This is a genomic window from Enterococcus sp. DIV0703 (assembly GCF_051711065.1).
In the GTDB taxonomy this organism is placed as follows: Bacteria; Bacillota; Bacilli; order Lactobacillales; family Enterococcaceae; genus Enterococcus_B; species Enterococcus_B hirae.
Window position 1 is genome coordinate 2003038 of record NZ_JBIOLX010000001.1, and the last position, 14720, is coordinate 2017757.

Sequence of the window (14720 nt, forward strand, 5' to 3'; positions counted from 1 at the left end):
AAGAAGATGATTTCCTCTTTTTCTCTGTCTGATTACTTCTATTTGGAACAACTATTCACTTTGGAGTTTATACATATCAGCATACAGTCCTTCTTTTACTAGCAACTCCTGATGGGTTCCTTGTTCAACGATTTTTCCTTTATCCAAGACAAGAATGAGTTCCGCATCTTTGATCGTTGACAAGCGGTGCGCAATCGCAATAGTGGTTCTTCCTCGACGCATCTTTGCTAATCCTTCTTGAATCAACCCTTCTGTCTCGGTATCAATATTGGCAGTTGCTTCATCTAAAACCAAGATTTTAGGATCAGTAACAATGGTTCGTGCGAATGTGATCAATTGTCGTTGTCCACTAGAATAACTTGCGCCTCGCTCAATCACTTTTGAATGATACCCATTTGGTAATTCATTAATAAAGCGATCGGCTTGGACAAATTCTGCCGCTGCACGTATCTGTTCATCTGTGATCGCTGGATCCATCATACGTATATTTCCTGCAATATCCCCATAGAATAGAAAAGCATCTTGGAGAACTAACCCCATTTTTTTACGAAGTTCAGCAATCGGATATTCCCGAATATCACACCCGTCAATTAAAATCTGCCCTTCATAAAATTCATAAAAACGCATCAATACATTGATGATCGAACTTTTCCCACTGCCAGTATGACCGACTAATGCGACAGTTTCACCAGGATTGGCAACAAAAGAAATGTTGTTCAGTACTTTATTTTTTCCATCATAGGAAAAGCTGACATTACGAAATTCAATTTTCCCCTCAGTGATGGTTTTGTTTGCTCCTTCATGTTGCTGTGGTGCGTATTCTTCTGTGTCCATGATTTTTAAGATTCTGCTACCAGCGACGATCCCGTCAGTGAATATACTTAAGAAATCCATCATTTGAGACATCGGATTGAAGAACCCTTGGACATATGTGGTGAAAGCATAGATCAGCCCAACTTCCACTGGTGATTTTAAGGCATCTAAGCCAAAAAGTGTCAGTGCCCAAGCAATGGCTAATGCATATAAAAAGCTGATAATCGGGCTCAATAACAGCGAATTGGTTTTGATCATAGCGTATCGTGTATTGAGATAATCCGTATTGACCGCTTCAAATTCGTTTGCTAACCGTTTTTCCTGCCGGAATTGCTGGATGATCCGCATCCCTGAAATGGATTCATTTAATTTAGTATTCAACTGACTTAACTTTTCTCGCATATTACGATAAATCCGAGAACTAAATTTTTGATAATACCAGATCACGACTCCTAGAACAGGTAAAAAAAGCAACAGCCATAAAGCAATGCGTCCGTTGATTTGAAACATTGCAATAAAGGAGGAAACTACTGCGAAAATGCCTGTCAATACCATCAGAAAAACATACCAAAATTCAAAAAGCGTTTCGGTGTCATTCGTGACTCTTGAGACGGTCGAGCCGGCTGGTGTCTGGTCAAAATATCTCATTCCCAATGTATGCAATTTTTCAAATAATTTTATACGGATATATTGATAGGTTTTAAGCGAAGCATTGGAATACAAATACCATTGGAAAAACCAGATGATACTTTTGACGATGACCCCAAATAAATACAAGCCTGCAAAAAATAAAATCACTTGTGTCGTAGCAGATTGTTTGGCTAAATATTCATCCATAAAGGTTTGAATGATTCGAGGTAATAGGACATTGATTACTGACAATCCCAAAGCAAACAGGATGGCAATGATGAAAGTCGCTTTAAAGGGTTTAGCAAAATGCAACAAGCGTTTAATGATTTGCTTTTGCTCTCGCAATGGAATGGATTTTGACCATTCGGATTGATAGTTATCTTCCATCATTTTCTCCCCTTTCAATTTTGGCTTCTAACTGTTGTTTTTCCCACATTTGTTTGTACCAACCACCTAAAGCCAATAGCTCGGCGTGACGGCCACGTTCAACGATCTGTCCTTTGTCAATGACGATGATTTCATCAGCATGCATCACACTGCTTAGTCGATGAGCGGCAATGATCGTGGTTTTACTTTGACGAATTTCTTTTAAATTCCGCAAAATTCTTTCTTCTGTTTTAGCATCCACTGCCGACAACGCATCGTCAAGGATCAATAACTCTGGATTTTGGATCAATGCTCTGGCAATCGAGATCCGCTGTTTTTGTCCACCAGATAAGGAAACACCCCGCTCACCAACTAATGTTTCATACCCCTTCGGTAATTCTTTGATCTCTTGGTTGATTGATGCTAACGACGCAGCAGCTTCCACTTCTTCGTTAGATAACTTAGGATCAGAAAAACGGATATTCTCACGAATCGTCATTGAAAACAAAAAATGATCTTGTGGTACATAGCCAATAGAATGTAAAAGAGCATCTAAGGAATATTCTTTGATCGAACGACCACCAAATTTGATTTGTCCTTGATAGTCATCATATTCACGCATCAGCAACTTCATGATCGTGGTTTTTCCAGCACCAGTTTTACCAACAATTCCTAATGTATCCCCTTCTTTAATTGCAAACTTGATTTGTTCCAAGGCGGGTAATTCTTCTTTGGGATAATGGAATTGCGCGATCTCTACATTTAATTCTCCTTTTGCGGGTGTCTTCACTGCACCAAGTTGTTCAACGATATGGGTCTTCTCATGTAAGAGTTCATTCACTCGGTCATAAGAAGCATTTCCTCTTTCCAGAACATTGAACAACCGACCAATAGCAAACATCGGCCAAACCAACATTCCAATGTAACTGATGAAGGAAACCATTTGTCCAATCGTGATCGTGCCATCTAGCACATATTTACCACCCAAGATGATCGTTAAAACATAAGATAACCCAATGATCAGCGTGATAAACGGATCAAACAAAGCATCTAAAAAGTTGACACGTTTATTCTTTGTGATTGCCTGTTCGATTTTTTCTTGAAAATCTGCCAGATCTTCCTGCTCTTGCCCAAAGGTTTTGATTACTTTAATCCCAGTAATACTTTCTTGCGTTTTGTCGTTGATACTGGAAAAAGCTTCTTGTGATTCTCGAAAAGCATCATGTAGTTTTGATCCTAATATCCTTGAAGTAACAGCTAATAGCGGCAAAGGGATCAGAGCAAGTAAAGTCAAGCGCCAGTCAATGAAAAGGATCATGGCAATGATTGTGGTTCCCCCAGTAATGACCGAATCAGCAAATGTCAAGATGCCTGCTCCTGCCACATTTTGAATCGCATTTAAATCATTGGTCGCATGTGCCATTAAATCACCTGTACGATATTTTTGATAAAACATACTATCCATACGAGTGAAATGGATAAACAAACGCTGACGTAATTCCTTCTCTAACCTCGCTGCACTTCCCCAAATATTCACCCGCCAAATGAAACGAAAGAGATACTGTAAAATGGCAGATCCGATTAATACAGCGATCCAAAAGACGATAAATCGCATGGAGAGATTCTTATCTGCAATCTCATCGATGATGATCCCGATTACTTTAGGCGGAACTAACTGAACCAAGGCAACACATAATAAAGAAAAAACGCCGATCACATAGTGCTTCTTTTCTTGTTTAAAAAACCAACCCAACTTCCTAAAAATAGACATATTTTTCCTCCTTTTTAACTCCCATCAACCTCTTTTTCTCTTAAAAATTTAGTCAGTGTCACTCATTTTTCTCACTAACTACACAACCTTGTTTTTAATCGCTTCCATAAATCCATCTAACAAAAAAAGCGAGCTGAAATCAATCAGCCCGCTATGATTTGTCCAATGAAAACCCTATTTTTTCCCTTGGTTTTTCATTTGTTGCATCATCTGACGAATTTTCTTTTCAGATGGTTTTTGCCCCATTGACATCATCATTGATCGTAACATGTCCTCATTAACGGGAGGATTTTTTTCTAAATAATCTTTCATATATTTACGCGCAAAAAAGAATCCACCGATTGCGCCGATTAATAAAGCAATAACTGCGATAAGTACGACTATTCCTGTTTTTACCATATAAATCTCTCCTTTCTATTTCCGAATTGCTCTCAATGACTTATTTTACTAAAGTTTTCCCAAAAAAGAAAGGCGTTTTCTTTAGTTTTGGCTAAAAAGTTTATTTTACTGCTTTCCTATAACTTCGCCAAATAGAAGCTTAACCATATATTTTTTTTAGGCAAACCGAATAAATTGCTTTCAATTTTTTTGATGCAGGTGTAGAATGGGGTCGTGAAGAAAATGAGAGGTGATTTTTTTGAGTAATCAATTCCATAAACAAAAATTGATTGAACACACCAACGGCTTATCTTTAGCTGAAGTGAACGGAACAGTCAAAGTTCCTAAAGGGAAAAGTTTTTTTAAAACATTATTAGCTTATTCAGGTCCTGGCGCACTCGTTGCGGTAGGTTATATGGACCCAGGAAACTGGTCGACTTCTATTACAGGAGGACAAAACTTTCAATATTTACTGATGTCAGTCATTCTTTTATCCAGCTTAGTCGCTATGCTCTTGCAATATATGGCAGCAAAACTAGGCATCGTTAGTCAAATGGATTTAGCCCAAGCCATCCGAGCCCGTACAAGTAAAACACTTGGTGTGATTTTGTGGGTGTTAACTGAATTGGCAATCATGGCAACCGATATTGCAGAAGTAATTGGGGCCGCCATTGCCCTTTATTTACTTTTTGATATTCCATTAGTAATTGCCGTATTTATTACTGTTTTTGATGTTTTTGTTTTATTGATGTTAACTAAGATTGGCTTTCGTAAAATTGAAGCGATCGTCGTTTGTTTGATCTTTGTCATTTTATTCGTTTTTGTCTACCAAGTGGCTTTGTCAAATCCCGACTGGAAACATTTATTTGCTGGCTTTGTTCCTAATAGCAAAACGTTTGCTGATTCACCGATGATTGGTGGTGAAACACCATTGACAGGTGCATTAGGAATCATTGGCGCAACTGTCATGCCTCATAATTTGTATCTCCATTCTGCAGTCTCACAAACGAGAGAAATCGATCGGAAAGACCCAACCGATATCGCTCGAGCTGTTCGTTTTACAACTTGGGATTCTAATATTCAATTAACTATGGCTTTTTTAGTCAATGCTTTACTTTTGATCATGGGCGTTGCAGTATTTAAAAATGGTTCTGTGCAAGACCCATCATTTTTTGGGCTTTACGAAGCATTGTCTAATCCTTCTGTTATGAGCAATGATGTATTGACCACTGTAGCAAAATCTGGCATTTTATCTACATTATTTGCTGTTGCCCTTTTAGCTTCTGGACAAAATTCTACGATTACTGGAACACTGACAGGACAAGTGATCATGGAAGGCTTTATCCACATGCGTATGCCGATTTGGTTACGTCGTTTGGTCACACGTCTCTTGTCTGTCATCCCTGTTTTACTCTGTGTCCTCTTTACCAGCACGAAAGGAACGATCGAAGAACATACTGCTTTGAATCATTTGATGAACGAATCTCAAGTATTCCTTGCATTTGCGCTTCCTTTTTCAATGATTCCATTATTGATGATGACAAATAGTGAAGTAGAGATGGGGAAACAATTTAAAAATAATCTATTCGTTAAATCTTTAGGCTGGATCTCCGTAATCAGTCTGACATTCTTGAATTTACGAGGGTTGCCTGGACAAATCGAAAGTTTCTTTGGTGATCAAGCAACTACCAATGAATTGATGTGGGCAGACAATGTGGCTTACTTGATTATCTTTGCTGTCTTAGCCTTATTGTGTTGGACGATCGTCGACTTGTATAAAGGGAACAAAAGATACGCAGAACGTTTGCAACAACTAACCGTTCAAGAAAATAACTAATAAAAAGATTAGATGATAAAAAAGTTGTTCCTTAAGTGTCCAACTTTAAAAAATAAGCCAAAGAATCCCGAAATGGTTACTCTGGGAAATTCTTCGGCTTATTTTAATTCGTATTACTACATTCAACAACTTTTATGTCCATTTGTTGAAATGTCTTCGTGAAGTAGATAAATCACGTTTTTTTCTACTAATATCAGTAGATTTTGCACAAATCCTACAATCAAAACTTTAAGGTTTCATTTGTTTATTCATTCACTGCTGCTAATAATTCTGGGAAAGCTTCTGGATCAAAGTGTTTTTCTTTTAACATAGCAATTTCTTTTCCATATGGTGCATAGGCCGTTTTTTTCTCTTTCCCTACATAAGGGGTTTCTAAGATTTTGGCAATATCTGAAAACATCGGTTCATGTACGATTTCTTTCAGTGCATCAAAACCGATCGTCCCGAAACCAATATTAGCATGACGATCCTTATGTGACCCTTGAGGATTCTTCGAGTCATTGATGTGTAACACTTTCAATCGATCCAAGCCGATTACTTTATCAAATTCTGTCATGACACCTGAAAAATCATGACACACGTCATAGCCTGCATCGTTCGTATGACAAGTATCAAATGTCACAGACAATTTTTCATTCAAAGTCACGCCATCAATGATCTGCGCTAATTCTTCAAATGTCCGACCGACTTCCGTCCCTTTACCAGCCATTGTCTCTAAAGCAATTTGTGCAGTCTGTTCTTTCGTCAAAACTTCATTCAATCCTTCAATGATTTTGGCGATACCAGCTTCGGCACCAGCACCGACATGGGCACCTGGATGCAAAGTGATCTGTGTTGCTCCTAAAGCCTCCGCTCGGACGATCTCTTCTCTTAAAAATTGAACCGCAAAAGGAAACATCTCCGGTTTAATCGTATTTCCCAAATTAATAATATAAGGTGCATGAACCACTATATCAGATAATCCATGTTCCTTCATATACGCTTTCCCCGCTTCGATATTCATGTCTTCAATTGCTTTACGTCTAGTATTTTGCGGTGCTCCAGTATAAATCATAAAGGTTGAAGCACCGTAACTTGCAGCTTCTTCTGCTGCCCCTAATAGCATTTTTTTCCCACTCATGCTTACGTGTGACCCTAATAACATAAAATTCTTCCTCTCCATAAAAAGTGAGTCAATGATCGAAATCCTTATCAAGCCATATTCCATTCATTGATAATCACTCTAAATAAGCTAATCTTTTTCTATTTTAACTGAACATATAGTGAAAGGAAAGTTTACGACTCGAAAACCGGTCTAGTGCTTTAAGTTCCTCGTTCACTCTATCATTCAGAAAAAGAAAGTTGAAATAATCCTTATAAAAATCACCATATCTGTTTTTTTGTTCCATTATTTGCTATAATTAGCGAAATAAAACTATTAGTTGAGGTGAACCCTTTTGCCACGTAAAGATACTCGGAAAAAGCAACATCGAAGGAAAAAGCAAAAATGGTTGGGATTAAACATCGCTTTTGGTGTCTTCCAATCACTGACTACTTTTATCGTCGTCCTTCTTCTGCTACTGGCAGCCCTTGGTGTTGGTATCGGAGCTGGTTATTTTGCCTATCTTGTTGAAGATACCGAAATACCATCCAAAGCAACCCTGCAATCAGAGCTTGGCAACATTACAGAAACATCTAAACTTGTTTATGCTGACAATTCTGAAATATCAAAGATCCAAACTGATTTAATGCGGACAGCCGTTCCTTCAGATCAAATTTCGCCTTTATTGAAAACTGCAATCATTAGTACTGAAGATGAGTATTTTGAGCGACATAACGGCTATGTACCAAAAGCTGTTTTGCGTGCTTTATTTTCTGAAGCAACTGGTATCGGTTCTTCCGGTGGTTCCACGTTGACTCAACAGTTAGTCAAACAACAAATCTTAACTGATGAAACAACATTCAAGCGAAAAGCAAATGAAATTTTATTAGCAGCACAAGTCGAGAAACACTTTTCCAAAAATGAAATTATTTCTATGTATCTAAATGTTTCTCCATTTGGTCGAAACAATAAAGGACAAAATATCGCTGGTGTACAAGAAGCAGCGAAAGGAATCTTTGGTGTCAATGCCAAGGATGTCAACTTGCCACAAGCTGCCTTTATCGCAGGCTTGCCACAAAGTCCGATCACTTATAGTCCTTATACAAATACTGGGAGTTTAAAAGAAGACCTTTCAGCAGGATTAAATCGAAAAGATGTGGTTCTATTCAGCATGTATCGTGAAAATAAAATCACAAAACAACAATATGAAGAAGCGAAAGCTTATGATCTCACGAAAGATTTCTTACCACAACAGATTGCTGAACAAAGTGATCGTGAGTTTCTATATTATACCGTTATGGGTGAAGCCACAGAGATCATCACTAAACAATTAGCTGAAAAAGATGATGCAGATTTATCTGATAGTTCAGTCTATGATGCCTACTATCAAAAAGCACAACAAACGATCCAAAACAAAGGTTATACGATCCATTCAACGATCGATAAAAATGTTTATGCGGCAATGCAAGAAGCAGCAAAAAGTTATGGTCATCTATTAGACGATGGCAAAGCCACACAAGTTGAGACAGGAAATGTCTTGATGGATAATAAAACTGGTCGTATCTATGGTTTTGTTGGTGGTAGAAATTATCTACAAAACCAAAATAATCATGCTTTTGACACCCAAAGACAAGCTGGGTCTTCGATTAAACCAGTACTCGTGTATGGTCCAGCCATCGATATGGGGCTCGTAGGATCAGAATCACGTGTTTCTGATTACGCAACTACCTGGCAAGAAGGAAGTAACGCAGGAGAAAAAATCGTCAATGCAACGAATGAAGGTTCTAATACCTTCCAAACGATTCGAGAATCTTTGGAATGGTCTAACAATATCCCTGCCTATCATTTATATCAGGATGTTTTAGAAAATGGAGGTTCTAAACAATATGCTTATGAAAATTACTTGGCAAAAATGAATTATCCAACCAACGATAATTGGGGCGTTGAGTCTGCACCTTTGGGAACCGTTGATGTAACGACTTTGGAACAAACCAATGGCTTCCAAGCTTTAGCTAATGGCGGGGTCTATCAAGAAGGTTATTTGATTGATTCAATTACTGATAACTCAGGAAAAGTCATCTACAAACATGAGGAAAAACCTGTAAGAGTGTATTCTGAAGCTACAGCATCAATTATGAATGATATGATGCGTAGTGTAATCACTGCGAAAATCACGACACCTTTTAAAGATGATATTACTGCTTTAAATCATGAACTGGGACAAGCGGATTGGATCGGCAAAACAGGTTCAACAAATGACTACCGTGATTCTTGGCTGATTGTTTCAACGCCATCTATTACGATCAGTAGTTGGGCAGGTCACGATGACAACACTGGAATGGACTCAAGAGCCCGATTACGTTCTTCTAGCTATTTAGCCAATCTCATTAATCAAGTATACCAAGCAAATCCAGCGATGTTCGGGACAAAGGATAAATTTGAATTATCTTCTGATGTCTCCAAGAAAAAAGTAGCATCCTTTACAGGACAACTTCCTGGTAAAGTTACTGTTGATAAGAAAACCATCGAAACACCAAGTCAGACAGTTGAATCGCTTTGGGCAAAAAATGGTCCAAAAAAATCAACATTCAAGTTTGGTGTCGGTGGAACGGATGAAAACTATAAAAATTATTGGGGTACTGCTTCAGCCTTTGCTCGAGCAAATCCAGCCAAAAAAGAAAATGATAAAGAAAATGAATAATTCAAAGTCTATCATCTTTAATATTGATGAAAACGAACTGACATTATTTGACAAAGAACCTAAAAACAGTCGCCAATTTTGGCGACTGTTTTTATCTTGTTAATTTTTCAGTAGAGCCCGTACGCTTTTTTTCTTGCTGTTTGACTAAGTTTATTGCTTTATTCCTTTTTTGATCCACTGTTTGCTGTTGATGAGTATTTTTATCTGTAGTCGGTGAATATTTAGACTGATTTAGATCATTGATAGCAGGTTTGCTTTTTTCTTTTTCATATGTGACTGGTTCCCATACCCCAATTTCAAACCACAGCGGGTTCGTTTCACTTGATTTCTTTAGGTTATCTGACTGTTGGTCATTTCCATTGATATTCATCGAGGGCTCAGCTTTTTCTAAATATAGGCTGGTTCCTTCTTTGAATTTAGGAGCAGTCAAGCTTTTAAAGGTGCTAGGGTTAAAACTATTTAGATCATTGGTAGCAGGTTTGCTTTTTTCTTTTTCATGTATGACTGGTTCCCATACCCCAATTTCAAACCACAGCGGGTTCGTTTCACTTGATTTCTTTAGGTTATCTGACTGTTGGTCATTTCCATTGATATTCATCGAGGGCTCAGCTTTTTCTAAATATAGGCTGGTTTCTTCTTTGAATTTAGGAGCAGTCAAGCTTTTAAAGGTGCTAGGGTTAAAACTATTTAGATCATTGGCAGCAGGTTTGCTTTTTTCTTTTTCATGTATGACTGGTTCCCATACCCCAATTTCAAACCACAGCGGGTTCGTTTCACTTGATTTCTTTAGGTTATCTGACTGTTGGTCATTTCCATCGATATTCATCGAGGGCTCAGCTTTTTCTAAAGGTAGGCTTGCATCATCTTTGTCTTTTCCTTTAAAGTCACCTGATTGCCGGTTATCCCCTTCTTTGACAGTCATCACTTGCTTACTTTCGATTTCCCTACAATAATCGCTATTGTTTTCTCTATTTGGCTCTTCAGGACTTTGCATTTTACTTTCATCTTTATTCCAATTGGTTCTTTCACTACTGCTAGTTTGTACTTCTATCCATACTTGTGGGTCATGCTGTTTTTGTTTCTCTTCTTCCAAACGTATGCTGTCAACCCTTTTTTGATTACGTTCATTTGAAGCTTCACGTCTTTTTCTCCATTTGTTGACAGGATCTAATAACTCAATAGATTGATTGTTTTGAAATTGGAAGACTGTATCATTTTCCATGCTTTTTTTCAAAATATCGTTAAAATTGTCTCTAAACCGTCCATATATTTGACTTACTTTCCTACTAATGCTAAGTAAAATAGCATCGATTTTACTGTCAGACAATTCACTTTTTTTCAAAGTAGAAAGATATTCAAAAGAATAACTCTCCGTATGTAAACCTATATGTTTTGCTAAGATATAACCAATCGCTTCTGATTTAAAATATTCTAATTGGTCTGGATAATCGGTACTAGTTCCTCTTGTCTTATGTATGGCTGAACGCATAAAGTTACTCAATGTTTGTTTATCATTCATCCCTGATTGAATCTCGATTGGCATACTTGTAAATTGGTTAATACTTTGGAACAAAATTTGGTAGAGAAATGAATCAACTGTTTGATTCCCTACATAGTATGCTGGTCTGGGTATTTCTTGCTTTTCCGCTAATTCACTAACATCGAAAACCTGTACTAGAAAAGAAGCTGTTAGTTTACTTTTTGTTTTTTTGTCGAAACGTACTTCTATATGGTCTTTATAAAGTGCGTCTGGACCCAGTTTTAATTTTTTTTCTAGTTTCTTCCATTCCTGAGCCTCGAGAGCCAATTGGACATCTGGTTTTTGGGCGATCAGGTTTTGGGTTATTTTTGACTGTTGCCAAGGAAGATGCGCTGTAACAGATAAAAACTTAATAAAATTATCCTCTTCTAGAAAAGTTGAAAGTTGTTTTTTTCGATACGTTTCAATCCCTTCCCTATCCCCCCGTTTGTTCAAGCTTTGTATACTTTTATCGTCTATTCCCTCATTAAACCTAAGATTTAGTGTATATTCAACTCCTTCTGGAAATAAGTCAATTGAGCTACCCCACTTACCACGTGCATTAATATGATGTGCCACACTTACAAAATAATAAAATTTTTCTATGATCTTTTCTTTATTTTCTTCTATAAACGGACGATATAATTCCATTCCCGGATCCTTAGTTACTATTACCAGTGAAGAATCAAGATATAAGGAATGATTAAAAACAAAACCTGGAGTACAGCGACGATTGTTCTTGTACTTCTCTTCCATTACTGGTAATGGAAATACAAAATCTGTAATAGCATTCTCTGTAAAAGATTTAATAGGAATATACCAATTTCTCCTATTTCTTTCCAATGCAAGATATGTCCTATTTAAATTTTCTAATATTATGTCTTTATACTTTGAAGTTTTTAACTCATCGTAAACATCAGGAAGCAGTTTCACAAAATAAAAATCTGACATTTATAACTTCTCCTTACAATTTAAATTTTCTCTTCTGATAGAGATTCCATTTCATTATACGGAATAAAAAGCTAAAATTTGTCCAAGTTTTTACAAAAAAATAAATAGTTGTTCTTGTTAACTAGCTAAAAGCTTCAACGAATGTTTACTTGTTTCATTTTAGAAGTTAAAAACACTCCACTAGCATCATCTAGTGGAGTGTTAATCACTTATTATTTCGTCGATCCTTTTTCTTCAATTCCATAAGGTAAGATAATTGTTTTTTCTTCAACTTCTTCTTTATTCATCATTTTTGTTAATAGACGCATTGAAACGGCACCTAAATCATACAATGGTTGTGTGATACTTGTTAGGCGTGGACGTGCAACTTCTGTTAACAATGAGTTATTACTTGTAATGATCTCAAATTCTTCCGGTACTTTCACACCCTTATCTAAAAGACCATCTAAAATACCGATAGCTAATTCATCATCTGAAACATAAACAGCTGTTGCGCCACTGTTATGAATGCGATCAACTAAAGTTAATCCGTCTTTAAAGTTATACTCTGCTTCAAAGATCAAACCTTCGCTGTAAGGTAAATTATTTTCTTTAAGTGCTTCTTTATATCCTTTCAAGCGATTTTGACCATTGATTGGATCAATCAATGCCCCACTGACAAAGGCAATTTTTTTATTGCCATTCTTAGCTAATTTATTGACAGCATCCTTAGTTGCTGAAGTGTAATCGATATTCACACTTCCAACTTGTTCATCAGGGTCAATTGAGCCAGCCAATACTACAGGAGTCTTAGATCGAGAAAACTCACCACGGATTTCATCAGTGATATGATGTCCCATGAAGATCACGCCATCTACTTGTTTTGCTAACAAATTATTTAATACATTCACTTCTTTTTGATCATTGCCGTCTGAATTTGCTAAAATGATGTTGTATTTGTACATTGTAGCAACATCATCGATCCCACGTGCTAAAGAAGCAAAAAACATATTGCTGACATCTGGAATGATTACCCCTACTGTCGTTGTCTTCTTACTTGCTAGCCCACGTGCAACAGCATTCGGACGATAGTCCAATCGATCAATGACTTCTAACACTTTTTTTCTAGTCGCAGGTTTGACATTCGGATTCCCGTTAACGACACGTGAAACAGTAGCCATCGAAACATTTGCCTCTCTCGCTACATCATAAATAGTAATTGTTTGCTTTTCCATTCTTGCTCTCCTGTTCATTTTTATATGTTTTCTGAAAATACGCTTTACATTTCTAAAACAGGATAACAAATAATACTCAAAATTGCAACCGTTTTACTACCGCTTTCATGAAAATAATTCATTTTTTCACTTTTATACGTTGGTCTTTGAAACATTAAGTGGTACAATTATCTAATAATTCAATAAATTAGAAAGAAGGATGCCAAAATGAATAACGTAAAAATCAACGAATTACGTAAATGGATGGCTCAAAATCAAGTGGATCTTGCCTATATTAGTGATCCAGGACACATCGCTTATTTTTCAGGATACGAAAGTGAACCCCATGAACGTGTCTTAGCACTATTTATCCCACTTGAACAGGATCCTTTTTTATTCACTCCGGCTTTAGAAGTTGAAGATGCACAAAACAGTGCATGGTCTTTTGATGTTCGTGGCTATTTAGACAGCGAAAATCCTTGGGAAATCATTGGGAAAGAAATTCGTCACCGTTATGGTCAGCCTGGAAATATCGGAATCGAAAAAAATGCGTTAACCGTTGATCGTTTCGATGCCATTTCAGATGTTCTAACTGGTTCTGACAACTTTACTGATTTAACAGCAATCATTCAACGTCTCCAATTAATCAAAACACTGGAAGAAAAAGACCAATTACTTGCTGCTGGTAAATGGGCAGATGTTGCCTTTGAAATCGGCTTTAAGGCAGTAAAAGAAGGTGTTACTGAGCAAGCAATCATTGCAGAAATCGAATACCAACTAAAAAAACAAGGTGTTTCGCAAATGTCGTTTGACACGCTTGTTTTAGCTGGTAAAAACGCAGCAAGCCCCCACGGTGCTCCAGGCAGCACAAAAATTTCGCCTAATGAACTTGTTTTGTTTGATTTAGGTGTTGTTTGGGATGGTTATTGCAGCGATGCTACTCGAACTGTAGCCTATAAAAAACCAACTGAATTTCAGGAAAAAATTTATCAAATCACACTTGAGGCACAATTAGCTGCCCAAGCAGCTGTACGTCCCGGCGTAACGGCTGCCGAACTAGATCAAATTGCAAGAAATGTAATCAATAGCTATGGCTATGGCGAATACTTCAATCATCGTCTAGGTCACGGAATCGGAACCACTGTCCATGAATTTCCTTCCCTTGTAGCAGGAAATGATTTAGTCATCGAAGAAGGCATGTGCTTCTCACTTGAACCAGGAATCTATATCCCTGATCAAGTAGGTGTTCGAATCGAAGACTGTGTCTACGTGACAAAAGACGGCTGTATTCCATTTACAACTACGCCAAAAGAATTATTGGTTATTGAGTAAGGTCGTGAAAGAAGCGGTTAACTCCGAACGAATAAGCGATGATTTTTTAAAATAGCTTCTCATATTTTAGAAAATTATCGTTTATTGTTGAGGAGTTGCTTCTTGAACGCCGTGGATCAGAGGTCGTGAGAAGAGCGACTTGATCTGA

The 14720-nt window shown here is 37.3% G+C and carries 9 protein-coding genes; 3 read left to right on the plus strand and 6 right to left on the minus strand.

Translation table 11 applies throughout. The features are described 5' to 3' along the window. Positions 1–51: 51 nt before the first annotated feature. The 3 genes from IGK81_RS09150 to IGK81_RS09160 all read right to left on the minus strand — a co-directional run bounded on the left by IGK81_RS09150 (position 52) and on the right by IGK81_RS09160 (position 3979). Positions 52–1830: an ABC transporter ATP-binding protein gene (locus tag IGK81_RS09150; RefSeq protein WP_034700946.1), complete on the minus strand. Its 1779-nt coding sequence runs from the start codon at positions 1828–1830 to the stop codon at positions 52–54. Then, complete coding sequence (locus IGK81_RS09155; protein WP_034700948.1) at positions 1820–3580, minus strand: ABC transporter ATP-binding protein; 1761 nt, start codon at positions 3578–3580, stop codon at positions 1820–1822. Before IGK81_RS09155 ends, IGK81_RS09150 begins: the two co-directional genes overlap by 11 nt. A 174-nt stretch (positions 3581–3754) precedes the next feature. Further along, positions 3755–3979 (minus strand): YneF family protein, encoded by a 225-nt coding sequence (locus tag IGK81_RS09160; protein ID WP_010718542.1) that lies wholly within the window; start codon positions 3977–3979, stop codon positions 3755–3757. Positions 3980–4217: 238 nt separating this feature from the next. Here IGK81_RS09160 and IGK81_RS09165 point away from each other — a divergent pair, with 238 nt between their 5' ends. After that, on the plus strand, positions 4218–5795 hold the full coding sequence (locus IGK81_RS09165) for an Nramp family divalent metal transporter (protein WP_010718543.1): 1578 nt from the start codon (positions 4218–4220) through the stop codon (positions 5793–5795). 244 nt (positions 5796–6039) lie between these two features. Here the strand turns inward: IGK81_RS09165 and IGK81_RS09170 are convergent, their stop codons facing one another. After that, positions 6040–6939: a deoxyribonuclease IV gene (locus IGK81_RS09170; RefSeq protein ID WP_010737962.1), complete on the minus strand. Its 900-nt coding sequence runs from the start codon at positions 6937–6939 to the stop codon at positions 6040–6042. 292 nt (positions 6940–7231) lie between these two features. Between IGK81_RS09170 and IGK81_RS09175 the strand changes: the two genes are divergently transcribed. Further along, positions 7232–9577: a transglycosylase domain-containing protein gene (locus IGK81_RS09175; protein ID WP_034700950.1), complete on the plus strand. Its 2346-nt coding sequence runs from the start codon at positions 7232–7234 to the stop codon at positions 9575–9577. Positions 9578–9668: 91 nt separating this feature from the next. On the opposite strand, the gene IGK81_RS09180 is transcribed toward IGK81_RS09175, so the two are convergent. After that, positions 9669–12047 carry a hypothetical protein gene (locus tag IGK81_RS09180; RefSeq protein WP_198498087.1) on the minus strand — a complete coding sequence of 793 codons (2379 nt, stop codon included), beginning with the start codon at positions 12045–12047 and terminating at the stop codon, positions 9669–9671. A gap of 212 nt (positions 12048–12259) precedes the next feature. Then, on the minus strand, positions 12260–13261 hold the full coding sequence (gene ccpA / locus IGK81_RS09185; protein WP_010718548.1) for a catabolite control protein A: 1002 nt from the start codon (positions 13259–13261) through the stop codon (positions 12260–12262). A gap of 207 nt (positions 13262–13468) precedes the next feature. Between ccpA and IGK81_RS09190 the strand changes: the two genes are divergently transcribed. Next, positions 13469–14572 carry a M24 family metallopeptidase gene (locus IGK81_RS09190; protein ID WP_010737965.1) on the plus strand — a complete coding sequence of 368 codons (1104 nt, stop codon included), beginning with the start codon at positions 13469–13471 and terminating at the stop codon, positions 14570–14572. Positions 14573–14720: the final 148 nt, after the last annotated feature.